The sequence below is a fragment of the Marinobacter sp. VGCF2001 genome, assembly GCF_049943275.1.
Classification (GTDB): domain Bacteria; phylum Pseudomonadota; class Gammaproteobacteria; order Pseudomonadales; family Oleiphilaceae; genus Marinobacter.
On the sequence record NZ_JBNFVX010000008.1, the window covers coordinates 21,714 to 46,141 of the forward strand.

The following is a 24,428-nucleotide window of genomic DNA, read 5'->3' on the forward strand; positions in this document are numbered from 1 at the left end:
TTCCGGAGCCGTTGCGATGTCCATGGACATGAATCCCGCCAGCCGTTTTGCCCAGCTCAAGCGCATTGAATCGAGCAAGGTATTCCAGACGGTCGTTATCACCATCATCATTCTGTCCGCCCTGACCATCGGCGCAAAAACCTACGACCTACCGCCGTTGGTGGAGCAGAGCCTGTCGGTAATGGACCACGCCATCACCCTGTTCTTTCTGGTAGAGATCCTGTTCCGGTTTGCCGCCAGCCCGTTGAAACGACGCTTTCTGATGGACGGCTGGAACCTGTTCGACACCATCGTCGTTATCGGCAGTCTCATTCCTCTGGACAATTCCGAGGCGGTGCTGCTTGGGCGCCTGCTGAGGGTATTCCGGGTGTTGCGACTGGTGTCGGTGGTGCCCGAGCTGCGTTTTCTGATCAACTCGTTGCTCAAAGCCATTCCGCGCATGGGCTACATCGCGCTGCTGATGTTCATCATTTTCTATATCTACGCCGCCATGGGTTCGCTATTTTTCGCAAGCGTGGACGAAGAACTGTGGGGCGATGTGGCCATCGCCATGCTCACCCTGTTCCGGGTGGCCACCTTTGAGGACTGGACGGATGTGATGTACGCCACCATGGAGGATTACCCACTGAGCTGGCTGTACTACCTGACGTTTATCTTCCTGACTGCGTTTGTGTTCCTGAACATGATGATCGGCGCCATTCTGGAAGTCATGGGCGAAGAACAGAATGCCAGGGAGGCCCAGAAAGCCCATGACGAACGGGATGAAATTGCCCGCCAGCTCCGGGCTGTTCAGGAACAGCTGCAGGAACTGACGAAGCAGATCGGTGAGAAACGCTAGATCAGAACGGTTTGGCCAACGCCAGATGGAAAATGGCTGTCACCTGCACCAGCGCAAGAACCGCAGCGGCAATCCGCACAGGCTTGTTAACGGTGGCCTTCAGCGCAAAGACCCCGGCCACGATATAGCCGATAAGCAAGACGATTTTGGCCGTCAGCCAGCCAGGCATCGCCGAGGCATAACCGGCCACGAACAATAACGAGATTGCAGAAACCAGCAGCACGGTGTCGTTGATGTGGGGAATAAACCGCAGCGGTGTCTGGCGCCAGCCCGGCCGCCCCACAGCATCCAGCAGCAGCCGCAGGGCGAACAACGTGATGGTGAGGTAGGCGGTGGTCATGTGCAGGTGCTTCAAGATCATGTATGAGGTCATGTAAGTTCCTTTGTTAACAAATGGTTTGCCGACATTGTACGCAAACTACCCCCAAGCAGGTATGGTTAATACAGGCCTGTAGGTTTAACATATACTCGAAATATATGTATTTCGGAGACATCTATGCAGGCCATACCCACTTCCTCTGAAAAGGCGTCTGCCAGCCTGAGCCAGCTTTTTTCCTACCCCTTCCGAATATTCTTCCTGTCCATGACCGTATTGGCCATTGTCGCCATCCCGCTCTGGGTGCTGGAAGTTACCGGCGTGGCTCAGCTGCCACTGGCTTTGCCTGCGCTTTTCTGGCACCAGCACGAAATGCTGTTCGGCTTTCTGTCTGCGGCCATTGCAGGCTTTCTGCTTACCGCAGTCTGTGTCTGGACCAAAACCACCCGGCTGCACGGGGCGCTGCTTGTCGGTCTTTGGGGGGTGTGGCTGGCCGGGCGCCTGTTGCTGGCCTTTGGCGGCAACCTGCCCGAGTGGCTGGTACAAGGCGTCAACCTGGCATTCCTGCCCCTGGTCATGGTCGACGCCGGATGGCGCGTCTGGAAGGCCCAGCAAAAACGACAACTGATGATTCTTGTGGTACTTGGCCTGCTGTGGCTGATGCAGGTCGGATTTGTTACCCGCCTGGACATGGCCTTCAGCTATGGGGCTTTGATCATGGCCATGGCATTGATCAGCATCATCGGGGGGCGGATCACACCGGCCTTCTCAGCCGGCTGGCTGCGCCAGCACGGTGGCGATGCCGGAGCCGTCAGAATGATTCCGGCACTGGATATGGCCGCGCTGTTTTCCATGATTCTGCTGATGGCCTCTCTGGTCACCGGCTGGCAGACCTTCACCGCGGTTATCGCGGTGGTTGCGGCGGCCCTGATGCTGGTCCGGCTGTATAACTGGAAAGGCTGGCTGGTGCGCAAGGACCCGCTGCTGTGGGTTCTGCACCTCTCCATTCTCTGGGTTCCCGTAGCCCTGATTCTGCTGGCAGGTTCTCTGGTTGCCGGTTGGCCAACCAACGCCTGGAGCCATGCCGCCGGAACTGGCGCCGTCGGTTGTCTGATACTGGGTGTTATTGCCCGGGTATCCCTGGGTCACACCGGCAGGCCCCTGGTTTTACCGAAAGGAATGGTGTTGGCCTTTGTTGCCATTCAGCTGGCAGCTGTGATTCGGGTGCTAACCGCCTTTAATCTGATCCCCTGGCACCCCGGGATTGGCACCAGCACCCTTCTCTGGATTCTGGCTTACGGGCTTTTCCTGGTGCGCTACGCAGGCATTCTGGCCAGCCCCCGGGCAGACGGGCAGGAAGGATAAGCGGCTCAGGCCGCTATCTGTTCTCTCACAAGTTGCTCAAAGTGAGCGCGGGCCGCCCGGAAGCGGTCCGCCGGGAAATGAATACTGATACCTTCCAGCGCCGCTCCCAGCATTTCCAGATGGGCATCCCAGCCGGCACAGGCGATGGGCACCAATTCATCATCGGGAAGCTCCAGGGACAGGCACAGCCGCGTTGAAGAGCCCTCCCGAGACAGCGCCCAGGTTAATGGCCGCTCGGGGCAGTCTCCAGAGCTCCAGGAATAGCGCAGTAACTTACCCGGCCGGCAAGCGGTGACATTGCTGTCAACCGGCATTCCACTGTTGCCGAAATCCAGTTGCACCCGGCCTCCTTCGCGTGCATCCACCGTGCCCGGCGCCAGCCAGCGAGCCAGCAAAGCGGATTCCGTCAGCATATCCCAGACGGTGTCGGGCGAGTGGTCGAACACTCGCTCCAGACGAACGGTCACCCGGTTATTCTCCAGTTTTACCCGACCGCCAATAACGCTCTCTTCCGCGCTCATAGGTCCTCCCTTGATGGCGTCATGCACAGATTCGACGAAAGTATCAGGCCCCGCCAGGGCCCGCCTTGATGACCGTCAAACGGCACAAACTGCGGGTTTCCGGGAACTTTCTCCCGGCAAATATCCACTAAAGGTCAATAGCTGTTCTCGCAACAGGCGCTAAAGTAACAACTATAATTTTGCAACAGAGACACGGGCAATATGTATCCTGACCACTTCGACAAAGAAGACCTGATTCGCTGCGGCCATGGCGAGTTGTTTCCCGGTGCCATGCGCCTGCCCATCGACGAAATGCTGATGGTCGACCGCATCACCCACATCGGGGCCGATGACGGCGTATACGGCAAAGGCAGCCTGGTTGCCGAACTGGACATCAACCCGGACCTCTGGTTCTTCAAGGTACATTTCCAGGACGACCCGGTTATGCCGGGTTGCCTGGGCCTGGATGCCATGTGGCAACTGGTCGGTTTCTTCCTGGCCTGGAGCGGTGGCGACGGTAAAGGCCGGGCCCTGGGCGCCGGGGAAGTAAAGTTTTTCGGCCAGGTGTTGCCGGACAACAAAAAAGTGACCTACTACCTGGATATCAAGCGGTTGATTCGCCGCAAACTGACCATGGCCATCGCAGATGCCCGTATGGAAGTGGACGGCCGGGAAATCTACACCGCCAAAGATCTGCGGGTTGGCCTGTTCACATCGACTGATGACTTTTAGGAGCTAGCACAATGCGTCGCGTTGTAGTTACCGGCATGGGGATTGTCTCCAGCCTCGGAACCAACCAGAAAGAAGTGGCCCAGTCACTTCGCGAATCCCGCTCCGGCATTGCCCTCAGCGAAGAGGCCCGGGACAAGGGATTACGTAGCCACATTACCGGCAAGATCGACCTGAACCTGTCAGAACTGATCGACCGGAAACTTCTGCGTTTCATGTGTCCGGCTGCCGGCTACAGCTATCTGGCCACGAAAGAAGCCATTGAACAGGCTGGCCTGACCGAGGAGCAACTTCACGCCAACACCACGGGCGCGGTGTTTGGTACCGGCGGTGCGTCTACCGTAGAACTGCTGGACGCTATTGATACCCATCGCGACAAAGGTATTCGCCGGGTTGGCCCCTACCGGGTGCCCCGCACCATGGGTAGCGCCATCAACGCTTCCATTACTACCGCCTTTGGCATTACCGGCATCAACTATGGCATCACATCAGCCTGCGCCACCAGTGCGCACTGCATTGGCCACGCGGCCGACCAGATTGCCCTGGGCCGCCAGGATGTCATGCTGGCCGGCGGCGGTGAGGACATTCACTGGACTCTGAGCCTGATGTTCGATGCCATGGGTGCGCTGTCGACCAAATACAACGACACCCCGGAGCTGGCCTCACGCACCTACGATGCAGACCGCGACGGCTTTGTGATTTCCGGCGGGGGTGGCGCTCTGGTTCTTGAATCCCTTGAACACGCGGAAGCCCGGGGCGCGACAATTCTGGCGGAACTGGTGGGCTTCGGCGCCACTTCTGACGGTGCTGATATGGTGGCCCCCAGCGGAGAAGGCGCGATTCGGTGTATGCAGCAGGCCATGGCCAATATTGATGGCGACATCAGCTACATCAACACCCACGGCACCAGCACACCAGCGGGCGATGTGACGGAACTGAAGGCCCTCAGGGAAACTTTCGGCGACAAGATTCCACCCCTGAGCTCCACCAAACCTCTTTGTGGCCATGCCCTGGGTGCCGCAGGCGTGCATGAGGCCATTTACAGCCTGATCATGCAGCGGGAGAACTTTATTGCCCCGTCGGCCAACATCCAGACTCTGGACGAAGGCGCCGAAGGTTACCCCATCGTGCGCGAGCGCATGGACGACCAGAATCTGGATCTGGTGATGAGTAACAGCTTCGGCTTTGGCGGCACCAACGCCACCCTGATCTTCAAGAAAGCCTGATCAGGACATCCGTAAAGAGCGGTATTCAGCCGGCGGCGTTCCCATCCAGCGCTTGAACGCCCGGCTGAATGCGCTCAGCTCAGAGAATCCAAGTTGCTCGGCAATTTCCACCAGCGGCTTGGATTTATCCTTCATATAGGCGATGGCCTGCTCCCGGCGCACCTGCTCCAACAGGGCCGCAAACGTCAGCCCCTCCTGGCGCAACTTCTTGTGCAAGGTATAGCGGCTCATATTCAACTGACCGGCGACCGTCTCGACGCCCACTTTCCCCCGTTCCAACTGCACTTTGATCAGTTTACTGACCCGCGTGCTCAGCGAACGTTTTGAATTTTCAGGCCTTAATGGCTCTGATGCCATGCTCATCCCTCCTGCTTTTCGCCTTGGCCTACCCTGTTTACTGTATCAGCGTACACCTGTTCGCTGAAATCAATCAATACGACCTTTGAGCAAGATCAATGGCGAACCCATCGGTTTACGGCAAAATGCCGGCTTTTCCAGAATGCCCCACCTGCACCCATTCGTTTTTCAGTCATTACCCGGAGCCCCTATGATCACCCCGGAACTGCTTGCGCCCGCCGGCACCCCCGAACATCTCGAAACCGCCTTCGCTTATGGCGCTGATGCGGTCTATGCCGGCCAGCCGCGATACTCGTTGAGAGTCAGAAACAACAGCTTCAAGGATGTCTCAGCCCTGGGTGCCGGTATCGCCCGGGCCCACGAACTGGGCAAACAGTTTTATCTGGTGTCCAATATTGCGCCCCACAACAACAAAGTGCGCAGTTATCTCAGAGACCTTGAACCCATCATAGAACAAAAACCCGATGCCCTGATCATGTCAGACCCCGGCCTGATCATGCTGGTTCGGGAAAAATGGCCGGACCAACCCATTCACCTATCGGTGCAGGCCAACGCTGTCAACTGGGCTACGGTGGAATTCTGGCGCAGACAGGGCGTCAGCCGGGTGATTCTGTCCCGGGAACTGGGCCTGGAAGAAATCCGTGAAATCCGCGAAAAAGTCCCCGAAATGGAGCTGGAAGTCTTTGTTCACGGCGCCCTGTGCATGGCGTATTCCGGCCGCTGCCTGCTGTCCGGCTACATGAATCACCGCGATGCCAACCAGGGGGCCTGCACCAACGCCTGCCGCTGGAACTACAAAGAAGTCCAGCACAGCCACGATCAGACCGGGGACCTGATCGCCACCTCCGCCAGCCCCGTGAAAACGGTCGAGCCGAAAGAAATCCTGCTGGAAGAACCCAACCGACCCGGCGGCTTCATCCCCGCGTACGAGGACGAACACGGCACCTACATCATGAACTCCAAAGACCTGCGGGCTGTCCAGCACGTGGCGGAACTGGTCAAGATGGGCGTTCACTCCCTGAAAATCGAGGGCCGCACCAAAAGCACCTACTACGTGGCACGCACCACCCAGGTGTACCGCCAGGCCATCGACGACGCTGTCGCCGGCAAACCTTTCAATATGCAGATGATGGACGAACTCGAAGCCCTCTCGAACCGCGGCTACACCGAAGGTTTCCTGCGCCGGCACGTACCCCAGGCATACCAGACCTACGAACAGGGCTCCTCCTACCTCGGCACCCAACAGGTGGTAGGCACCATTGCCGATGTGGATGACCAGTGGCTCACCATCGACGTTAAAAACAAGTTCGCACCCGGCGACCAGCTGGAGTTGATCACCCCGGCCGGCAACCTGAGATTCTGTGCCAGCACCATGGAAAACCGCCACGGCGAAGCGATGGACTATGCCCCAGGCAGTGGCCACATCGTAAAAATCCCGAAGCCGGCGAACTTGCCGGATAAACTGGATTTCACTTATCTGACCAGGATTTTACCGGAGAAGACTAACGCCTGAATCAGAGCGGCGAGTAGCCGGCAAGCCCAGCTCTATCAAGCCAATAACCGCTCCCTTAGTGCCCCCAAGGCCGATTAAGGTATAATCCCTACATAACCGATTTAATACCTGACTATTTTACTCTGGTATTGTATAATCGCTCGCCAGAAGCAACGGGGAAAGGGCCCGAAAAGCCCGCCCCGTCATCCAAAAACCGATTGCAGGGCGTACTCATCAGGTGAACGACCGCTGCAACACCAGCTAACAGACGACACCCATCCGCCAGCCTTATGGCTGCCGATGACATATGAGGGCGAAAGCCCCGGATGAGAGAATTACGGAGCGACGATCATGGCGACCACCGACAACGAGGTGAAAGAGCTGATCAAACGGGAATACGAACACGGATTCGTGACCGAAATCGAAGCCGACACGTTCGAACCCGGACTGAACGAAGACGTCATTGCCCGCCTTTCGGCCGTCAAGAAAGAGCCGGAGTGGATGCTGGAGTGGCGGCTCAAAGCCTATCGTCGCTGGCAGGAAATGGCAGAGCCGGACTGGGCTCACGTTGGCTATCCGAAAGTCGACTACAACTCGATTTCCTACTATTCCGCGCCCAAGCGCAAAGAAGATATGCCGCAAAGCCTGGACGAAGTCGATCCGGAACTGCTGAAAACCTACGAAAAGCTGGGCATTCCCCTGCACGAGCGCGAAAAGCTCGCGGGCGTTGCCGTCGATGCAGTCTTTGATTCTGTATCTGTCGCCACCACATTTAAAGAGCCCTTGGCCAAGGCCGGTGTGATCTTCTGCTCGATTTCAGAAGCGGTGCACGATTATCCGGAACTGGTCCAGAAGTACCTTGGCTCTGTGGTTCCCCAGGGCGACAATTTCTTCGCAGCCCTGAATTCCGCAGTCTTCTCAGACGGCACTTTTGTGTACATTCCCAAGGGCGTGCGCTGCCCCATGGAACTGTCCACCTACTTCCGCATCAACGCGGCCAACACCGGCCAGTTTGAGCGCACGCTGATCATTGCCGAAGAAGGCAGTCACGTGAGCTATCTGGAAGGCTGCACCGCGCCCATGCGCGACGAGAACCAGTTGCACGCGGCGGTGGTAGAACTGGTGGCGCTGGACGACGCCCAGATCAAATACTCCACTGTGCAGAACTGGTATCCGGGCGACGAAAACGGCAAGGGTGGCATCTACAACTTTGTGACCAAACGTGGCGCCTGCATTGGCAAGAACTCCAAGATTTCCTGGACTCAGGTTGAAACCGGTTCGGCTGTTACCTGGAAATACCCGAGCTGCGTACTGCGCGGCGAGAACAGCGTGGGCGAGTTCTACTCGGTGGCCCTGACCCACAATCATCAGCAGGCCGATACCGGCACCAAGATGATTCACCTGGGCAAAAACACCCGGAGCACCATCATCTCCAAGGGCATTTCCGCGGGCCAGAGCTCCAACGCCTACCGCGGCCTGGTGAAGTTCGGCCCGGGCGCGGAAGGTGCGCGCAACTTCACCCAGTGCGATTCACTGCTGATTGGCGACCGCTGCGGCGCGCACACCTTCCCGTACATCGAAAGCAAGAACAAATCCGCCATCGTGGAACATGAGGCGACCACCTCGAAGGTCAGCGACGAACAGATGTTCCTTTGCCGCCAGCGTGGCATTGATCCGGAACAGGCCGTCTCCATGATTGTGAACGGCTTCTGCAAAGAGGTGTTCAAGGAACTGCCGATGGAGTTTGCGGTTGAGGCTGGCAAGCTTCTGGAAGTCAGCCTTGAAGGGTCCGTTGGTTAACCGGGCCGTCATCGAAAACGTACAGCGGAAGCCACCGGGCAGGCCCTTCCGGGATCGTCAAAATCAGGGATGATTTTGTCGAGCATACAGGGACGTATTCACAGCGTATCCCGTAAGGGCCTGCCCGGTGGCTGACTCACTCCAACACTGGAGCGGGCACACGAATTTAGTCGGTTAAAAGAGAGAAGCGTACAAAATGCTGAGTATCAAAAACCTGCACGCCTCCGTTGAGGGCAAAGAAATCCTCAAGGGCATCAACCTGGAGATCAAGGCCGGGGAAGTTCACGCCATTATGGGCCCGAACGGTTCCGGTAAGAGTACCCTGTCACAGGTCCTGGCAGGTAACGACGCATTTGAAGTCACCAGCGGTGAGGTCACCCTCAACGGCGACAACCTGCTGGAGCGGGAAACCGAGGAACGTGCTCGTGAAGGCATTTTCCTGGCATTCCAGTACCCGGTGGAAATCCCGGGGGTCAGCAACCTTCAGTTCCTGCGCACGGCAGTGAATGCCATGCGCCAGCACAAAGGCGAAGAAGAGATGAACGCGGCCGAGTTTATGAAACTGGCCAAGGAAGTCTCCAAACAGGTTGATCTGGACCCGGCCTTCCTCAAGCGTGGCGTGAACGAAGGCTTCTCCGGCGGTGAAAAGAAGCGTAACGAGATCATGCAGGCCCTGCTGCTGCAGCCAAAACTGGCCATTTTGGACGAAACCGACTCCGGGCTGGACATCGACGCCCTGAAAGTGGTTTCCGATGGCGTTAACGCCCTGCGCTCAGACGACCGCGCCATTCTGATGGTGACCCACTACCAGCGCCTGCTCAACCACATTGTTCCGGACTACGTGCACGTACTCGCTGGCGGCAGGATCATCAAGTCCGGCGGCCGTGAACTGGCACTGGAACTGGAAGAAAAAGGTTATGGCTGGCTGGGCATCAAAGACGAAGACACCAGCAACTGATCAGGAGGCCGTGGAATGAAATCTGTACCCATGCTTTCCAGTGCCTTCCTGCACCCGGCCGGCACCACCTTGCCGGGGCCGCTGCTGGCACTGCGCAAAGAGCGGGCCAGCGCGCTGGTCGATATGCCGCTGCCTACCCGCAAAACCGAAAACTGGAAGTATTCCAGCAAATACCTGAAGCTGGCCGACGATATGGCCATCTCCCTGCCGGCTGAAGGCAAAACCGGCAACAGCCTGGCGGTGCCGGGCTACAAGGTCGTCTTCATCAACGGCGTGATGATTCCCGAGGCCAGCGAGTACCCGGACCTTGACGGCATCGAGATCCTGAGTTTCAGCGACCTGGATGAAGACCAGGCCCAGGCGGTGGCATCGAAACTGGGCTCAACCCTGAATCCCGATCAGGTCCAGTTCGCCCGCCTGAACGGAGCGCGCTTTGAAGATGGCCTGTTTATCCGGCTGAAGCCCGGTGCCGTGCTCGATCAACCCCTGTTCATCATTCACGAGACCAGTGCCGACGCCAGTGGCTCCGCCTACCCGCGCATTTTCGTGGATGCCGGGGCCAACAGTCAGCTCACCCTGGTAGAAGAATATATCTCCAGTGGCGATGCCTCTGCCCTGGTCAGCACAGTCACCGAATTCGATCTGGCGGACGGTGCCAATGCCACCAGTATTCGCCTGAACATGGAAGGCGAAAACGTGCAGCACATCGGCGCCACCGGTGTGCGTCAGCAGCGCAGTTCCCGTTTCGAGAGCCACAGCGTGGGCTTTGGCGGCCCGCTGCGCCGCCACGATCTGCAGGTTCGGCTGGAAGGTGAAGGGGCGGAAACCCAGCTTAACGGCGTGGTCGTAACCCAGGGCAAACAGCACTACGACAACCACACCTGCATCGAGCACGTGGCAGCCCATTGCAACAGCGAAGAGACCTACCGCAATATTGCGGCGGACCAGTCGCACGCCGTGTTCAATGGTCGCATTCATATTCATCAGGACGCCCAGAAGTCCAGTGCGGATATGAACAACAAGAACCTGCTCTTGTCCACCGGCGCGGAAATCGATACCAAGCCGGAGCTGGAAATCTACGCGGATGACGTCAAGTGCGCGCACGGCGCCACCATCGGCCAGCTTGACGAAACCTCGGTGTTCTACCTGGTGTCACGCGGCATTGGCCGGCGCCAGGCCAACATTCTGCTGACCATGGCGTTTATCAACGAGCTGGTTCAGCAGATTCCGGTAGAGGCTGTACGGGAAACCGCTCAGGCTCGCCTGAGTGACTTCTTTGACCAAACCTTTCAGGAGGCCTGAGGGGCATGACTGACCTGTCTGTGGCAAACAACACCCGGCCTACGGCGTTTGATGTTGACACCATTCGCCGGGATTTCCCGATTTTGAATCAGGAAATCCACGGCAAGCCCCTGGTGTATCTGGATAACGGAGCATCGGCACAGAAGCCGCAAGCCGTACTGGATGCCATGGACCGGTATTACCGGGAAATGCACTCGAATGTACATCGCGGCGCTCATACCCTTGGCGACCGCGCGACGGTGGCTTTCGAGGGCGCTCGCGAAACCGTTCGCCAGTTCCTGAACGCATCCAGTACCCGTGAAATTATCTGGACCCGTGGCACCACAGAAGCCATCAACCTGGTCGCCAATGGCCTGGCCTCGCGGCTGAAACCGGGTGACGAGATTCTGGTCAGCCACATGGAGCACCACGCCAACATTGTGCCCTGGCAGATGCTGGCCGAACGTACCGGCGCAAACGTCGTGCCGATTCAGGTAACGCCGGAAGGCGAGCTGGACCTGGACTCGTTCAACAGCCTGCTGAACGAGCGTACCCGGATTCTTGCCATTACCCATGTTTCCAACGTTCTGGGAACGGTGAATCCGATTGCGCCTCTGATCGAGCAGGCCAAGAAGCTGGGCGTACTGACCCTGATCGACGGTGCCCAGGCGGTGCCCCACTTCCAGCCGGATGTGCAGGCCCTGGGCTGCGACTTTTACGTGTTCTCATCCCATAAGCTGTTCGGCCCAACGGGCATTGGCGTGCTTTATGGCCGCGCTGAGCTGCTGGAAGAAATGCCCCCTTACCAGGGCGGCGGCGAGATGATCGAACGGGTATCGTTTGAACGGACCACCTGGAATACCCTGCCCTACAAATTTGAGGCTGGCACACCGGCCATTGCCGAAGCGGTGGGCCTGGGCGCCGCCGTCGACTACCTGAACTCGCTGGACCGAAAGGCGATGGAAGCGGCCGAGAATGCTTTGCTGCGCCGGGCCAATGAACTGGTCGAAACCGTACCAGGCATGGAGATCATCGGCACCGCGAAGCAGAAAGTTCCGGTCATGTCGTTCAAGATTGCCGGCCTGCATCCGAGCGACATCGGCACCCTGCTGGACCAGCAAGGCATCGCCATTCGCACCGGCCACCATTGCGCCATGCCCCTGATGGATTTCTACGGAGTACCCGGTACAGCCCGGGCTTCATTTGCGTTCTACAATACGCTGGACGAGGTCGAGAAACTGTTTACCGGCCTGCAGAAGATCCAGCGCCTGTTTGCCTGAGGAGGTGGAAACATGACAACCGAAGTCTTCACCCCAAGCGATGTGAATGTGACCATGACCCCAACCGCGGTCAAACACGTTCGCAAACAACTGGACAAAAAACCGGAAGCCAGAGGCATTCGCCTGGCCATCAAAAAGAGTGGCTGCTCCGGCTTCAAGTACGAAACCCAGTGGGTAGAAACACCGGAATCCGATGACCGTATTTTTACCATCGACGGCGTGGATGTTTACGTAAGGCAGGAGCACCTGCCCCTGGTCAATGGCATTGAAATTGATTTTGTCACCGAGGGTGTGAACTCCCTGTTCCGCTTCCGCAATCCCAACGCCACCGCTGAGTGCGGCTGTGGTGAAAGCTTCACGGTGGCGTAAAGCACAGAGATAGGACCGATCAACCATGCAAGAACGCGAAGTCGTCCTGACCAAACGCGAAGTGGAAGCCCGCCTGGTGCCCGCCGGGACAGAAATCATGATTCCGTCGGACACCTTTGTCACGATTACCCAATCCCTCGGCGGCAGCTTTACCGTGGCAATCAACGGCAACCTGGCCCGCATTGAAGGCCACGACGCCGATGCATTGGGCAAGCAGCCGCTGGAAAGCAGTTTCGAGACCCCGGAAGACGGCACCATAAATGAAAACCAGGTGTGGGAAGCGCTGCGTAACTGCTACGACCCGGAAATCCCGGTTGATGTGGTCAACCTTGGCCTGATTTACGAGTGTGAAATCGAAAACGGCACCGCCGATGGCAACCACGTGTACATCAAGATGACCCTCACCGCCGCTGGCTGCGGCATGGGCCCGGTGATCACCGACGACGTGAAGCGCAAAGTCGAGTATGTACCGAATGTGGACAAAGTAACGGTTGAACTGACCTTTGATCCGCCCTGGAACAACGATATGCTCACCGACGAAGCCAAACTCGAACTGGGAATGCTATGACCGCCAGCACGGAACAATTTCTGAACAACCCCCTGGGCAAAACCACTACCCTTGAAGACGTTCTGGATGCCTTTGAGTTTCTGGACGACTGGGAAGAGCGGTATGCCTACATCATCGACCTGGGCAAACAGCTGCAGGGCTTTCCCGATGACGAGCGGATTGAAAAGAACTACGTTCACGGTTGCCAGAGCCAGGTCTGGCTGATTCATCATTACGATGAGGACAGCGGCAAACTCTTTCTGCTGATCGATTCAGACGCCATGATTGTGCGCGGCCTGGCCGCCATCATTCTGGTAGCCCTGAACGGCAAGGCACCCAGAGATCTGCTCGCAACCGATATCGACGAACTGTTCGAGCAGCTGGATCTGTTCCGCCATATCTCCCCCACCCGGGGCAACGGCCTGCGGGCCATGGTTGGCAAGATCCGGGATATTGCCGCCACCGAGGCGGCCTGATCACTACCAGATAATGGCCAGGTCCTCGCGCTGAACGTTGACCTGTCCTCCCTGTGTTGGCATTCGCCCGTTACTGAAATCCGGATGCACGTTATCCAGGGTCAGCGTTACCCCGGTATCCGACAGTTCCGGCGTGCCATCCAGGGAGTCAAAGTAGCGCTGGGTTCGGTAAACGCTAAGCTCGTCACCTGGACGCAATCCGGCGGTGGCGCCAGACGCCAGCGTGACTCTGTTACCCTCCACCCGGGTTATCCGCGCCATGAAAGGCTGGCACGCCAGGGCATTGTTCACGGCTGCCGTCATCTCGGCAATCACACCGTCAACGGCTCGCCCCCAGTCGGAACCTTCAAAGCCGGCAGAAGCAAAGCCGCCGGTGCCGCTGCCGTCCGGGCGCCATTCGGCTGAGGTCTCAAACCGCTGCCGGAACACCGGTGAGCCGCTGAAGCCATCGAACACCATCACTTCGGCCTCAAACCGTCGGGTGGTGTCAGCCATTCCGATACCGCGCTGCATTCGATCCAGAATGGAGCTGCCCCAGGCATCGGGGTCGGCCAGGCCGATATCACGAATGACTCCCGCCACCACAAACTGGGCACCCAGTTCGCGAGCCAGTTGCACTACGTTCGTCAGATGATTAGTCGCCAGATTTTTTCGGGAGGTCGGGGCATCCGGCAGATTCGCGAACAGCTGTAACGAGGTAGCGCCAAGCACCTGCAGTTGCCCCTGTTGCTGCAACCGGGCCACCAGTTCTTGCGGCAATTGTTCGCCAGCACTGTCCAGTGCCGCACTGCCTCCCTGTTCTGGCCGGGTAATCGGGAAAGCGGTTACCGCCACACGTTTACGCAATCCAGACGCCTGCCCGGCTTTACAGGCCCCCGCCCCCTGGCCAGAGGCATCAGACAAATCAGCCCGAACAATCACCCGCAATAAATTGCCACTGCGGTACTCATCAACGATGGTGGCGTTACGAACCTGCGCGATGGCAGACAATTCGGTATGGGAGCCGGTCAGTTGCCCGTTCTCCATGGTATCCCGGGTACTGACCCGGGCTTCGTACTGCAGCGCAAGATCCCGCATCGCAGCCTGGCGCGCCTCCGTGCGAGCCTGGTCCAGGTTGTTCTCACGGATGTTGGCATGGCCTACTCCCTCAAGAACCGTCGCCTGAGCCAGCCCTGGGCCCAGGGTCAGGGTCAGCATCAGCAGCAACAACACGGATCTCATCATGGCTCTCTCTAACCCATCCTTGTAACAACACCGCAACCACGGCGTGCATCAAACGTTTTAATCAAGGTAATACAGTGAATCGGTACGGCCAGCCTCGACATCACCTGTCCGATCGCTGCGCCGGGGCATTGGAATGGCGCAGACATCCTGTACTTGATCATCCGCCACTTTCGACACACATTCCCGAAACCTCGGCTCCAGACGCAGCTCCATGACCGTCTCGACCACGCCGTCGCTGTGCTCATTCACCGCCACCATCCGGGCTCCGCGAATGTAACTGTCCACATAAGTGCGGAAACTGTCGTTGTGCAGCACGAAGTCATTCACCGTGGAACTGCCATAAATCACCGTGCCGTAGACTCGCTCCGCCAGGTTTCGATAGGCGTCCAGCTTTGAGGCCCGGCGAGCCAGCAACCGTTTACGAGTTTGCACTCGGTCCGCCTGGGCATTTTCATAGGTACCAAACCCACTGACCCGGACCGTGATCGGTTCGAAGGTATCAGTGCGGGCCTGCTCGCTCCGGTAACTGCCCACCGGCGCACAGGCGGCCATGGTAAAGGCCAGAACAGACACAAGGATCCAGCGCAACGTCATTATCTTGTCTCCGGAAGATACTTTCTCAAATAACATGAAAAAATCACGCCAGTTACTCCAACCTGTTGATCTAAAAATATTTTCAGCCATTTGCAAAGAGTAAAAGAAAAGCTGAGGCGGCAAAAAACTGCCTTTGTTTACACAGACAGAACAAACCGTTACCGGTTGTGAGCTGTGTCACATAAAAAACTGATCTAACCTTTCGATTACTTAATAATTTTCTCAGTTAATAGAATAAACACAGGATCTCAGATGAACCCAATCCGCCTCAGCAAACTGTCCCTGGCCATCGGCCTGTCTGTTGCCACCACTTCCGCCCTGGCCAGCCCCCAGGCCTTTATGTCTGCCCGTTCCTTTGCCATGGGCGGAACCGGTGTTGCCGTAGCCCATCCCTCCGCCGCGCCCAGCGCTAACCCGGCCATGATGGCTGCCGAACAGCACGACTGGGCGGACGATTTTGGCCTGATGCTGCCGTCTGTGAATGCGCGTGCGGCCGATGAGGAAGAGGTGATTGATCAGGTTGATGATATTCAGGATGTGATTGAAGAATTTGATGCGATCGTTAGTCGCTTCAACAATTCGACCGCTGGAGTCAGCGATGTAGCGGAGTTTCAGAACGCTGCGAGTGACCTGAATGATCGACTCAATGCCTTTGACCGGGACACCATGAGAGCAAACGTTGGACTTGGACTGGGTTTCGCAGTGCCCAGCTCATCTCTTTCTTTTGGATTCTTTACCTCTGGTAACCTGACAGCAACCGTTCGCGGCGAGCTGTCAGAAAAAGACAAGACAACGCTGAGCGATATTGCCGAAACTGCAACCGTAGCTGACGTACAAGAGCTCATCAACGACAACAATGGCGATATCAACTTCACCTCCGAGGGCAAAATCCTTGCGTCAGCTGTAGTAGAAGCCGGCATCAGCATTGCCAGCACATTCCAGCTCAATAATGGCAGCGCCCTTCAGGTTGGTGTTTCACCAAAATACGTGCAACTTCAGACCTTCCAATACACCGAATCCGTCTCCGATTTCGAGGACGACGACTTCGACGCCGACGAATACCAAACCGACAAAAGCGGCTTCAACCTCGACTTGGGTGCCGCCTACGCCTTCGGCGCTGAAAACCAGTGGAACGCCGGCGTTGTGGTGAAAAACCTGATCCCGATGGAGCTGGACTCCGCCCAGTCCCGCCCGGACCTGGACGAAAAAGAATACACCCTGGAACTCAACCCCATGGTCACCGCTGGCATCGCCCACAAGAGTGACTACCACGTGATCACTGCGGAAGTGGATCTGACCAAGAAAGAAGCCTTCGGCTACGAAGACGACACCCAGTGGGTTGCCTTGGGTGCCGAGTTTGATGCCTGGCGTTATGCCCAGTTGCGCGCCGGCGTTCGCCACAACCTGGCCAGCAACGATGACAACGACGGTATCGAGGAAGACACTCAGTTTACGGCGGGCCTTGGCCTGAACCTCATGGGTGTTCGTGTCGATATCGGCGCGCTCTACAGCAGTGCCGATGTCGGTGCCGCACTGGAGCTGGGTACGTCTTTCTAAACACCGCTGGCAACATCCTGAAAAGCCCGGTCTGGCCAATGCAGGCCGGGCTTTTTTGTTTCCGCCACTGCAGTTGCCTCTGGCAGACGCGGGCCGGATAATCGGCGGTCTTCCATCCACGGCAATCAGGAACGAACGGCATCATGGAAATTTATCTGGTGGGCGGCGCTGTCCGCGACAAACTGCTCGGTCTGGGCGTGAAAGACCGGGACTGGGTTGTGGTTGGCGCCACCCCCGAAGAGATGAGCCAGCGCGGATTCAAACAGGTCGGGGCCGATTTCCCGGTGTTCCTGCATCCAAAAACCGGCGAGGAATACGCCCTGGCCCGCACCGAGCGCAAACAGGGGCGGGGCTATCACGGCTTCACCGTCTATAGCGCCCCTGATGTGACCCTGGAGGAAGACCTCAGGCGCCGGGACCTGACCATCAACGCCATGGCACAAACCGAAGAGGGCGACCTGGTAGACCCCTTCAACGGCCACACCGATCTGGAACAGAAAACGCTCCGCCACGTTTCCGAGGCCTTTGCCGAGGACCCTTTGCGCATCCTGCGCACGGCCCGGTTTGCCGCCCGCCTGCAGCCACTGGAGTTCAGCATTTGCCCGGAAACCATGGCCATGATGCGCACCATGGTCGCCGGCGGCGAGTTGGCAGACCTGGCGCCGGAGCGGGTCTGGCAGGAAGTTCAGCGAGCTCTGCACGAGCAGGCTCCCGGAGTATTCTTTCAGGTGCTCCAGGCACTCGGAGCGCTCGAGGTACTGATGCCGGAGCTGGCTGAGGAGCAAGTTTTCAAGCAGGGCCTGACCGCGTTGGCCTGCTTACACCGCAGCCAGGGCTCTACCGCCCAACGCTACGCCGCGCTGCTCAGCGGTGTGCCCGAATCCGATGCAGTTGCTCGCGCCAGCGCCATGAAAAGCCCCAACGACTGCCGGGAGCTCACCCGCCTGGTCTGCCAGTTTCGGGCCAAGCTGAACGACTCCGGATCCGAGGGAACGCTGACGCCTGAGCAGGCGCTTGAGTTGATGAACAGCGCAGATCTGTGGCGCCGGCCGGACCGTTTTGAAGCCTTAGTGGCCACCCTCGCCTGCTGCATCACCAACGAGCCTCTCAATCAGATCCGCCAGCTTGAGCAAGCGGCGCTGGCGGCCCGTGGCGTGACACCTCAGCCGTTCCTTGCACAGGGAATTCAGGGCAAGGCTCTGGGCGCGGCAATCCAGAACGAGCGACTGGCCCGTATTAGTCAGGCATTGAACTGACTCGCAAAAGGAAAACATCCAATGTCCCAACCTGTCGCCCTGATCACCGGCGCCGCCCATCGCCTGGGCGCACATACTGCCGAAACCCTGCACGCCCGGGGCTGGAACGTCGTTATTCATTACCGTGGCCGGGAGCAACAGGCACAGGCTCTGGTGGAGAAACTGAACCAACAACGGGCGGGTTCAGCCGTATGTTTCCAGGCCGACCTGGCCGTTGCCGGTGAACTTCAGAACCTGGCGCAGCAAGCCTGCCACCACTGGGGGCGCTTGAACGCGCTGGTGAACAACGCGTCGGTGTTTTATCCAAATCCAACCAAAGAAGCCTCCGAGCAGGACTGGGACACCGTCATGGGCGCCAACCTGAAAGCCCCGTTTTTTCTGCTGCAGCATTGCCTGCCGGCCCTCAAAGAAAACGCTGGCTGCGTGGTCAATCTCATCGACATTTACAGTGAAAAGCCCCTCAAAGATCATCCTTTATACTGCGCCAGCAAAGCAGGGCTGGCGGCTTTGACCCGTTCCTGGGCCAAAGACCTGGCACCGGAGGTTAGGGTGAACGGCGTATCCCCGGGAGCCATCCTGTGGCCCGAGGGCGATGCCGCAGTAGACGAATCTCATCAACAGATCATTCTCGATAAAACACCGCTGGCTCGCACCGGCAACCCCGCGGATATTGCCGGTGCTATTAGCTATCTGGTGTGTGACGCGCCCTTCGTGACTGGTCAGATTCTGTCCGTCGATGGCGGTCGCAGCCTGAATATGTAACTCCCTTCACCAGACCACTCCGACCTTTGTTGTTTTGGCGGGCAACGGCTTTACAGCTACAATGCCCGCCATTACTACAAAGCGGCGCCCTCTGACCGGGCGCCCGAGTTAACGGAGAATCCCCATGCGTGATGTTGTTATTGTTGCCGCCAAACGCACTGCTATCGGCAGCTTCGGAGGCGGTCTGTCCAGCCTGCGTGCCGACCAACTCGGTACCGAAGTGATCAAGGCCGTGATGGCAGATACCGGCGTGGCCGGTGAGCAGATCAACGAGGTCATTCTTGGCCAGGTACTGACCGCAGGCAGCGGCCAGAACCCGGCCCGGCAGGCCGCCATTCATGCCGGCTTACCGGCGTCCGTACCGGCCATGACCATCAACAAGGTCTGCGGCTCCGGCCTGAAAGCCGTACACATGGCGGTACAGTCCATCCAGTGCGGCGACGCCGAGATGATTCTGGCCGGCGGCCAGGAAAGCATGAGCCAATCCCCCCACGTGGTCCCCAACAGCCGCAATGGCCAGCGCATGGGCAACTGGACCATGATCGACACGATGATCACCGATGGCCTGTGGGATGCCTTCAACGATTACCACATGGGCATCACCGCCGAGAACATTGTAGAAAAGTACGGCATCAGCCGTGAAGAGCAGGATGCGTTTGCTGCTGCCTCCCAGCAGAAAGCCGTGGCCGCTCAGCAAGCGGGCCGCTTTGACGGCCAGATCGTGCCGGTCAGTATTCCCCAGCGCAAAGGCGATCCTATCATCGTCGATAAAGACGAAGGCCCCCGCGACGGCGTCACCGGCGAGAGCCTGGGCAAACTGCGCCCGGCGTTCAAGAAAGACGGCTCGGTGACCGCAGGCAACGCTTCCTCCCTGAACGACGGCGCGGCTGTGGTGATGGTGTGCAGTGCCGACAAGGCGAAAGAGCTGGGCCTGACCCCGCTGGCCACCATCAAGGCCCACGCCAACGCCGGCGTAGACCCGACCATCATGGGCACGGGCCCGATCCCCGCCAGCCAGCGTTGTCTGGAGCGAGCAGGCTGGACTGTGAACGATCTGGACCTAATTGAAGCCAACGAAGCCTTTGCCGCCCAGGCGATTTCCGTCAACCGGGATCTGGGCTGGGACACCAGCAAAGTGAACGTCAATGGCGGCGCCATTGCCCTGGGCCACCCGATTGGCGCTTCCGGTTGCCGTATTCTGGTCAGCCTGCTACACGAAATGGTTCGCCAGGATGCGAAGAAAGGTCTGGCGACCCTGTGCATCGGTGGCGGCATGGGCGTTGCCCTGGCTGTGGAACGTTAATGCTGCACGTGGTTCTGTACGAGCCGGAGATACCGCCGAACACCGGCAATATCATCCGGCTGTGCGCCAACACCGGCTGTCAGCTGCACCTGATTGAGCCTCTGGGGTTTACTCTGGAAGACAAACAGATGCGGCGAGCCGGGCTGGATTACAGCGAATATGCCACGGTGAAAATCCACCCGGATTACGCCAGTTTCCTGGCCAGCGAGCAGCCTCAGCGCCTGTTCGGCCTGACCACCAAAGGCTCTGAGCCTTACCATGAAACCCGGTTTCAGGATGGTGACTATCTGATGTTCGGCCCGGAAACCCGGGGCTTGCCGGAAACCGTGCGCAACGGGCTGGCCGACGGCCACCGCTTGCGGGTGCCCATGCGCCCGGAAAGCCGGAGCCTGAACCTGTCCAATACCGTGGCGCTGGTGGTTTACGAGGCTTGGCGGCAAACCGGCTTTAACGGCGCAGTCTGAGCCCGTGTCTGACCCAGGGGAACCACCAGAGGGTACCCCTCGGGCAACTCGACAATCCGGGCCTGAAATCCGTAAACGGCTGCTAACACCTCGGGCGTGAGCACTTCCCACGCCGACCCCTCGAGCACACAACGGCCTGCCCGCATCATCACCAGACGGTCCGCATACTGGGCCGCCAGGTTCAGATCATGCACCACCGCCAGCACCGCCACGCCCTGCTCGCGGGCGAGCTTTTGCACCCGTTGCAGCACCAGTTGCTGATGGGCCGGGTCCAGCGCCGACGTGCATTCATCCAGCAGCAACAGTCGGTCGCCCTCGGTATCGGCAATCTGGGCCAGCACGCGGGCCAGTTGCAGCCGCTGCTGCTCGCCGCCGGACAACCCCGGCACCAGGCGATGTCGGAGATGGCTGATTTCAAGCTCAGACAACAGATGTTCCACAAGCTCATCCGCACGGCCCGGGGAGTGGGCCGAGAGCCCCAGCCGGATAACCTCTTCGGCGGTTAGCGGAAAATTGATGTCGACTCTCTGCGGCATAACGCCCCGGTGGCGGGAAAGTGCCTGTGGGCAGCAGTCGGCCAGCGCTTGCCCGGACACAAGAATTTCACCCCGGGCGGGGGCATCGCCGCTGACGGCCTTCAGCAGGGTCGATTTCCCCGCCCCGTTCGGCCCCAGCAGCATCACCAGTTAACCGGCGGCCACGCTTAGGTCGACACCATGCACAATCGGCGTGGCCCCAAGGCTCACATGCACATTCCTGATATCCAGTACCATCATATCACCCGGGTTCTTAACAGCAGCGCCAGAAAGAAGGGGCCGCCAATCAACGCCATCATAAGCCCGATGGGCAGCTCGGCAGGCGCCACCACCACCCGGGCCAGAGAATCAGCGGCCACCAGCAGAGTGCCGCCCAGCACGGCACTGAATGGCAATACGACCCGATGGCTGGCCCCCAGCACCTGGCGCACCAGATGGGGAACCACCAGCCCGACAAAACCAATCAGCCCGCTGACCGCGACGGCCGCTCCCACGCCAAGCCCGACAACGACTATAGCCACTTTTTTGACCGTGTCGGCACGGTAGCCAAGATGGCCTACTACCGACTCGCCCAGCAAAAAGGCATCCAGCGGCCTTGCCAGCCAGGGCGCCAACACCAGTGCCAGCACCATAAACGGCGCACCGAGCACCAGATCATCCCAACCCGCGTGGCCAAGACTGCCCATAGTCCAGAACGTGAGCGACCGCAGCTCTTCGTCGCTGGCGTAGAAAGTCAGTAAACCGGTACCGGCGCCCGCCACTGCGTTGATGGCAATGCCTGCCAACAACAACGTCGCTACCGCAGTCTGGCCGGAGCGGTTAGCGATGCGCCAGGCCAGCAGTACCGTCAAGCTTCCGCCAATAAATGCCGCAATGGGCAAGGCCCAGTCGCCAGTCAGCGCCAGCCAGCCACCAAGCCAGGTGTTACCCAGCACAATCACGGCAATCGCGGCCAGCGAGGCACCGGCCGACACCCCGATCAAGCCGGGGTCGGCCAACGGATTACGAAACAATCCCTGCAAAACGGCACCACAGACTGCCAATACCGCGCCCACCAGAAACCCCAGCAGGAACCGGGGCATCCGCACTTCCAGCAGCACCATGGAGGCCACCGGGTCGGCGGTCTCACGGCCACTCAGGACTCTCAGAATGTCACTGACCGTGAGCGGATAAGCGCCGCTGGCGACAGACACCAGCGCCACGGCGATAGCAGCAACCCCCAGGATCAGCAGCGCAGGCCTGGCATCCAGACGACCGGCAGGGGTCAGCATCATCGGGCGACCACATCCTGATTATCCGGTAACACCTTGTTCACCGCCGCCATCGCATCCACCAAACGGGGGCCAAAACCCAGCAACAACATACTGTCGGCCATCAGCCGATGCCCGGATGTCCAGGCGTCCAGCATTTGCAGTTCCGGCCAGTTGTCCACATTGAACTGCCCGGGCACAGACTCGGCCACCACAATGGCATCCGGCTGTGACGCCAGAATCGCTTCCCGGCTGGCCGGTTTGTAGCCTTCCAGATCGGCAAAGGCGATGTCCGCGCTCACTTCGTCGAGCAGCGCCTCGGCGGCGGTATTCTTGCCCGCCAACATCACTGCGTGATTACCGGCCGCCAGAACGAACAGTACTTTCGGGCGATAGCCGCGCGCCCCGGCAGACCTGTGCAGGGTATCGATCCGGGCCTGCAGGTCTGCCACCAGAGCACGGGCTTCGGCCTCCTTTCCCAGAAGACCGCCGACAGCTTGCACCCGACGCAGAGACGCCTCGGAACTCCAGGCCGAGGGCAGAATTTCCACCTGCACACCGGCCTTGCGCAGTCGCTCCAGATTCTTTTGGGGTGCCGCCTGCTCTGAAGTAATCAGCATATCCGGCTGCAGCGCCAGCACCCCTTCAAAAGGCAGTGCCCGTAAATAGCCGACCTTGGGCAGGGCGGCAGTCGCTTCCGGATAGCCACTGGTGGTGTCCACCGCAACCAGCAAAGAGCCCAGCCCCAAACGGTAGACAATCTCGGTGATGGCCCCATCGGCGGTCACCAGGCGGGTATCCGCCGCAGCGGACGCCCCCGGCCATAACATCGTCACCGCCAGCAAAAGGCCAGCCAGTTGCGATCTCATGACAGCGCCTCCAGATTGTGGGCCTGCTCGCGCCAGTGCTCGGACTCCGGGATGCCCGGCTTTCGGTCGCCAAACACGGTAAGTACCAAGTCACCCTCAGCATTAAAGGCTTCTACCGAAGTGATAATGCCGTCGTTCGAAGGCCTGCGAACCAGCCACCAGCGGGTGATTGAAGCAGTATTCACGTGCAGGTTGAACCTGCTGTCGAGAACGTTCATCCAGGGGCCGCTGCGGCGCAGGTTGTCTACCTGTCCGGTCCAGATCTGGATAATGCCCGGATTGCCTACAAAGACCATGGCTCTGCACTGATTGTCGCGCAACAGCTCCAGCAGGCGATCACACACGTCATCGTTCGCGCGGTTCAGCTCAGTTGCCCATTCGCCCCGCAACAGTTCCAGCGCGGTTAAGCGGTCGGCACCGGTCTTTTTCAGCAGAGCGCCAAAGTGATGCACATCCTTGAGCTTGCTCCAGCCATCCCGCAGGGCTTCAACATCGATGCTGTCCGCGTCTGCACGTTCCGTCGCCGGGCGGGTGCCATTTGGAATGAACGGTTCCAGTTCATCGGCCGCAAAATTCTCGACCAGCGAATCCCAGGCCGCTCCGTCGGTGTCGTCCACCCGGTAGATCTTGTGCACGGCGGCACCGTATTTGTCGAAAAACTGCAGGCTTTCCCGCAGCCCGGACCGCACCTGCTCTTTCACCCGATAGCCCCAGGCCCAGGCCTTGAAGAACACACGGATATCGATCTCACCCACCGCCAGGCCCATGGCGCCGGAACCGCCTGCGGTGAAATCCCTGAAGGTGCCGGTCACTTCGTGCACCACCTGCTCGTTGCGAGTCAGAATCATCACCGGCCCCACCGCTTCGAGCGCTTTCAGGATGCCGGGGAAATCTTTTTTCAGCGGAATCAGGGCGTCGCCGGTACGCACTCGCATCAGTTCCATTTCACTGACGTTGAGCTTGTCAGCCATTTGCCGCACCCTCAGGTTGGGCTCATCGGCCAGCAACGCCTGCAGGCGGACGGCCAGTGATGGCTGGGGTTCTTCGGTGGGTCTTACAATCGCGTCTTGCATCACAAT

26 protein-coding genes are annotated in these 24,428 nt (G+C 59.0%); 17 read left to right on the forward strand and 9 right to left on the reverse strand.

The genetic code is table 11. The features are described from left to right. Positions 1-16: 16 nt before the first annotated feature. Positions 17-838, forward strand: coding sequence for an ion transporter (locus tag ACP2AU_RS09670; protein ID WP_426375920.1), 822 nt, complete (start codon positions 17-19; stop codon positions 836-838). 1 nt (position 839) lies between these two features. Here the strand turns inward: ACP2AU_RS09670 and ACP2AU_RS09675 are convergent, their stop codons facing one another. Then, on the reverse strand, positions 840-1,211 hold the full coding sequence (locus tag ACP2AU_RS09675; protein WP_426375921.1) for a SirB2 family protein: 372 nt from the start codon (positions 1,209-1,211) through the stop codon (positions 840-842). 123 nt (positions 1,212-1,334) lie between these two features. Here ACP2AU_RS09675 and ACP2AU_RS09680 point away from each other — a divergent pair, with 123 nt between their 5' ends. Next, positions 1,335-2,519, forward strand: coding sequence for an NnrS family protein (locus ACP2AU_RS09680; RefSeq protein ID WP_426375922.1), 1,185 nt, complete (start codon positions 1,335-1,337; stop codon positions 2,517-2,519). 5 nt (positions 2,520-2,524) lie between these two features. Here ACP2AU_RS09680 and ACP2AU_RS09685 read toward each other — a convergent pair whose 3' ends face one another. Then, positions 2,525-3,040, reverse strand: a complete 516-nt coding sequence (locus tag ACP2AU_RS09685) for an SRPBCC family protein (RefSeq protein WP_426375923.1) — start codon at positions 3,038-3,040, stop codon at positions 2,525-2,527. Between the two features lie 201 nt (positions 3,041-3,241). Here ACP2AU_RS09685 and fabA point away from each other — a divergent pair, with 201 nt between their 5' ends. Together fabA and fabB are read left to right on the forward strand one after the other, a co-directional pair. Beyond that, positions 3,242-3,751: a bifunctional 3-hydroxydecanoyl-ACP dehydratase/trans-2-decenoyl-ACP isomerase gene (gene fabA, locus ACP2AU_RS09690; RefSeq protein WP_426375924.1), complete on the forward strand. Its 510-nt coding sequence runs from the start codon at positions 3,242-3,244 to the stop codon at positions 3,749-3,751. Between the two features lie 11 nt (positions 3,752-3,762). Then, complete coding sequence (gene fabB, locus ACP2AU_RS09695) at positions 3,763-4,974, forward strand: beta-ketoacyl-ACP synthase I (protein WP_426375925.1); 1,212 nt, start codon at positions 3,763-3,765, stop codon at positions 4,972-4,974. On the opposite strand, the gene ACP2AU_RS09700 is transcribed toward fabB, so the two are convergent. Then, the gene (locus ACP2AU_RS09700) at positions 4,975-5,331 is read right to left on the reverse strand and encodes a helix-turn-helix domain-containing protein (RefSeq protein ID WP_426375926.1); all 357 of its coding nucleotides are present in this window, start codon (positions 5,329-5,331) and stop codon (positions 4,975-4,977) included. It lies immediately after the preceding gene. 190 nt (positions 5,332-5,521) lie between these two features. Here ACP2AU_RS09700 and yegQ point away from each other — a divergent pair, with 190 nt between their 5' ends. The 8 genes from yegQ to ACP2AU_RS09740 all read left to right on the forward strand — a co-directional run bounded on the left by yegQ (position 5,522) and on the right by ACP2AU_RS09740 (position 13,534). After that, positions 5,522-6,844 (forward strand): tRNA 5-hydroxyuridine modification protein YegQ, encoded by a 1,323-nt coding sequence (gene yegQ, locus ACP2AU_RS09705; RefSeq protein ID WP_426375927.1) that lies wholly within the window; start codon positions 5,522-5,524, stop codon positions 6,842-6,844. 330 nt (positions 6,845-7,174) lie between these two features. Further along, positions 7,175-8,623: a Fe-S cluster assembly protein SufB gene (sufB, locus tag ACP2AU_RS09710; protein ID WP_426375928.1), complete on the forward strand. Its 1,449-nt coding sequence runs from the start codon at positions 7,175-7,177 to the stop codon at positions 8,621-8,623. A gap of 196 nt (positions 8,624-8,819) precedes the next feature. After that, positions 8,820-9,581, forward strand: coding sequence for a Fe-S cluster assembly ATPase SufC (sufC, locus tag ACP2AU_RS09715; protein WP_426375929.1), 762 nt, complete (start codon positions 8,820-8,822; stop codon positions 9,579-9,581). A gap of 15 nt (positions 9,582-9,596) precedes the next feature. Further along, positions 9,597-10,883 carry a Fe-S cluster assembly protein SufD gene (sufD, locus tag ACP2AU_RS09720; RefSeq protein WP_426375930.1) on the forward strand — a complete coding sequence of 429 codons (1,287 nt, stop codon included), beginning with the start codon at positions 9,597-9,599 and terminating at the stop codon, positions 10,881-10,883. A 5-nt stretch (positions 10,884-10,888) separates the two neighbouring features. Further along, complete coding sequence (locus tag ACP2AU_RS09725; RefSeq protein ID WP_426375931.1) at positions 10,889-12,142, forward strand: aminotransferase class V-fold PLP-dependent enzyme; 1,254 nt, start codon at positions 10,889-10,891, stop codon at positions 12,140-12,142. Between the two features lie 12 nt (positions 12,143-12,154). After that, the gene (locus ACP2AU_RS09730; RefSeq protein ID WP_426375932.1) at positions 12,155-12,511 is read left to right on the forward strand and encodes a HesB/IscA family protein; all 357 of its coding nucleotides are present in this window, start codon (positions 12,155-12,157) and stop codon (positions 12,509-12,511) included. A gap of 25 nt (positions 12,512-12,536) precedes the next feature. After that, entirely contained in the window at positions 12,537-13,079 is a 543-nt protein-coding gene (gene sufT / locus ACP2AU_RS09735) for a putative Fe-S cluster assembly protein SufT (protein ID WP_426375933.1), read from the forward strand. Beyond that, a complete protein-coding gene (locus ACP2AU_RS09740) occupies positions 13,076-13,534 on the forward strand; it encodes a SufE family protein (protein WP_426375934.1) in 459 nt (152 codons plus the stop codon). Before sufT ends, ACP2AU_RS09740 begins: the two co-directional genes overlap by 4 nt. A 3-nt stretch (positions 13,535-13,537) precedes the next feature. On the opposite strand, the gene ACP2AU_RS09745 is transcribed toward ACP2AU_RS09740, so the two are convergent. After that, positions 13,538-14,758: a flagellar assembly protein T N-terminal domain-containing protein gene (locus ACP2AU_RS09745; protein WP_426375935.1), complete on the reverse strand. Its 1,221-nt coding sequence runs from the start codon at positions 14,756-14,758 to the stop codon at positions 13,538-13,540. A 57-nt stretch (positions 14,759-14,815) separates the two neighbouring features. Then, positions 14,816-15,352 carry an LPP20 family lipoprotein gene (locus tag ACP2AU_RS09750; protein ID WP_426375936.1) on the reverse strand — a complete coding sequence of 179 codons (537 nt, stop codon included), beginning with the start codon at positions 15,350-15,352 and terminating at the stop codon, positions 14,816-14,818. Between the two features lie 252 nt (positions 15,353-15,604). On the opposite strand from ACP2AU_RS09750, the gene traF reads away from it, so the two are divergent. The 5 genes from traF to trmL all read left to right on the forward strand — a co-directional run bounded on the left by traF (position 15,605) and on the right by trmL (position 20,694). Further along, a complete protein-coding gene (gene traF / locus ACP2AU_RS09755) occupies positions 15,605-16,909 on the forward strand; it encodes a conjugal transfer protein TraF (RefSeq protein WP_426375937.1) in 1,305 nt (434 codons plus the stop codon). 143 nt (positions 16,910-17,052) lie between these two features. After that, positions 17,053-18,165: a multifunctional CCA tRNA nucleotidyl transferase/2'3'-cyclic phosphodiesterase/2'nucleotidase/phosphatase gene (locus ACP2AU_RS09760; RefSeq protein ID WP_426375938.1), complete on the forward strand. Its 1,113-nt coding sequence runs from the start codon at positions 17,053-17,055 to the stop codon at positions 18,163-18,165. A 21-nt stretch (positions 18,166-18,186) separates the two neighbouring features. After that, the gene (locus ACP2AU_RS09765; RefSeq protein WP_426375939.1) at positions 18,187-18,927 is read left to right on the forward strand and encodes a pteridine reductase; all 741 of its coding nucleotides are present in this window, start codon (positions 18,187-18,189) and stop codon (positions 18,925-18,927) included. 124 nt (positions 18,928-19,051) lie between these two features. Continuing rightward, positions 19,052-20,230, forward strand: a complete 1,179-nt coding sequence (locus ACP2AU_RS09770) for an acetyl-CoA C-acetyltransferase (RefSeq protein WP_426375940.1) — start codon at positions 19,052-19,054, stop codon at positions 20,228-20,230. Next, entirely contained in the window at positions 20,230-20,694 is a 465-nt protein-coding gene (trmL, locus tag ACP2AU_RS09775; RefSeq protein ID WP_426375941.1) for a tRNA (uridine(34)/cytosine(34)/5-carboxymethylaminomethyluridine(34)-2'-O)-methyltransferase TrmL, read from the forward strand. Before ACP2AU_RS09770 ends, trmL begins: the two co-directional genes overlap by 1 nt. Here trmL and ACP2AU_RS09780 read toward each other — a convergent pair. The 4 genes from ACP2AU_RS09780 to ACP2AU_RS09795 form a co-directional block, all read right to left on the reverse strand. Then, a complete protein-coding gene (locus tag ACP2AU_RS09780) occupies positions 20,652-21,374 on the reverse strand; it encodes an ATP-binding cassette domain-containing protein (protein WP_426375942.1) in 723 nt (240 codons plus the stop codon). The two genes, trmL and ACP2AU_RS09780, sit on opposite strands and share 43 nt — an antisense overlap. Before the next feature lie 92 nt (positions 21,375-21,466). Further along, the gene (locus ACP2AU_RS09785) at positions 21,467-22,504 is read right to left on the reverse strand and encodes a FecCD family ABC transporter permease (RefSeq protein WP_426375943.1); all 1,038 of its coding nucleotides are present in this window, start codon (positions 22,502-22,504) and stop codon (positions 21,467-21,469) included. Then, a complete protein-coding gene (locus tag ACP2AU_RS09790) occupies positions 22,501-23,349 on the reverse strand; it encodes a heme/hemin ABC transporter substrate-binding protein (RefSeq protein WP_426375944.1) in 849 nt (282 codons plus the stop codon). Before ACP2AU_RS09790 ends, ACP2AU_RS09785 begins: the two co-directional genes overlap by 4 nt. Beyond that, positions 23,346-24,422 (reverse strand): hemin-degrading factor, encoded by a 1,077-nt coding sequence (locus ACP2AU_RS09795; RefSeq protein WP_426375945.1) that lies wholly within the window; start codon positions 24,420-24,422, stop codon positions 23,346-23,348. Before ACP2AU_RS09795 ends, ACP2AU_RS09790 begins: the two co-directional genes overlap by 4 nt. Between the last annotated feature and the right edge of the window lie 6 nt (positions 24,423-24,428).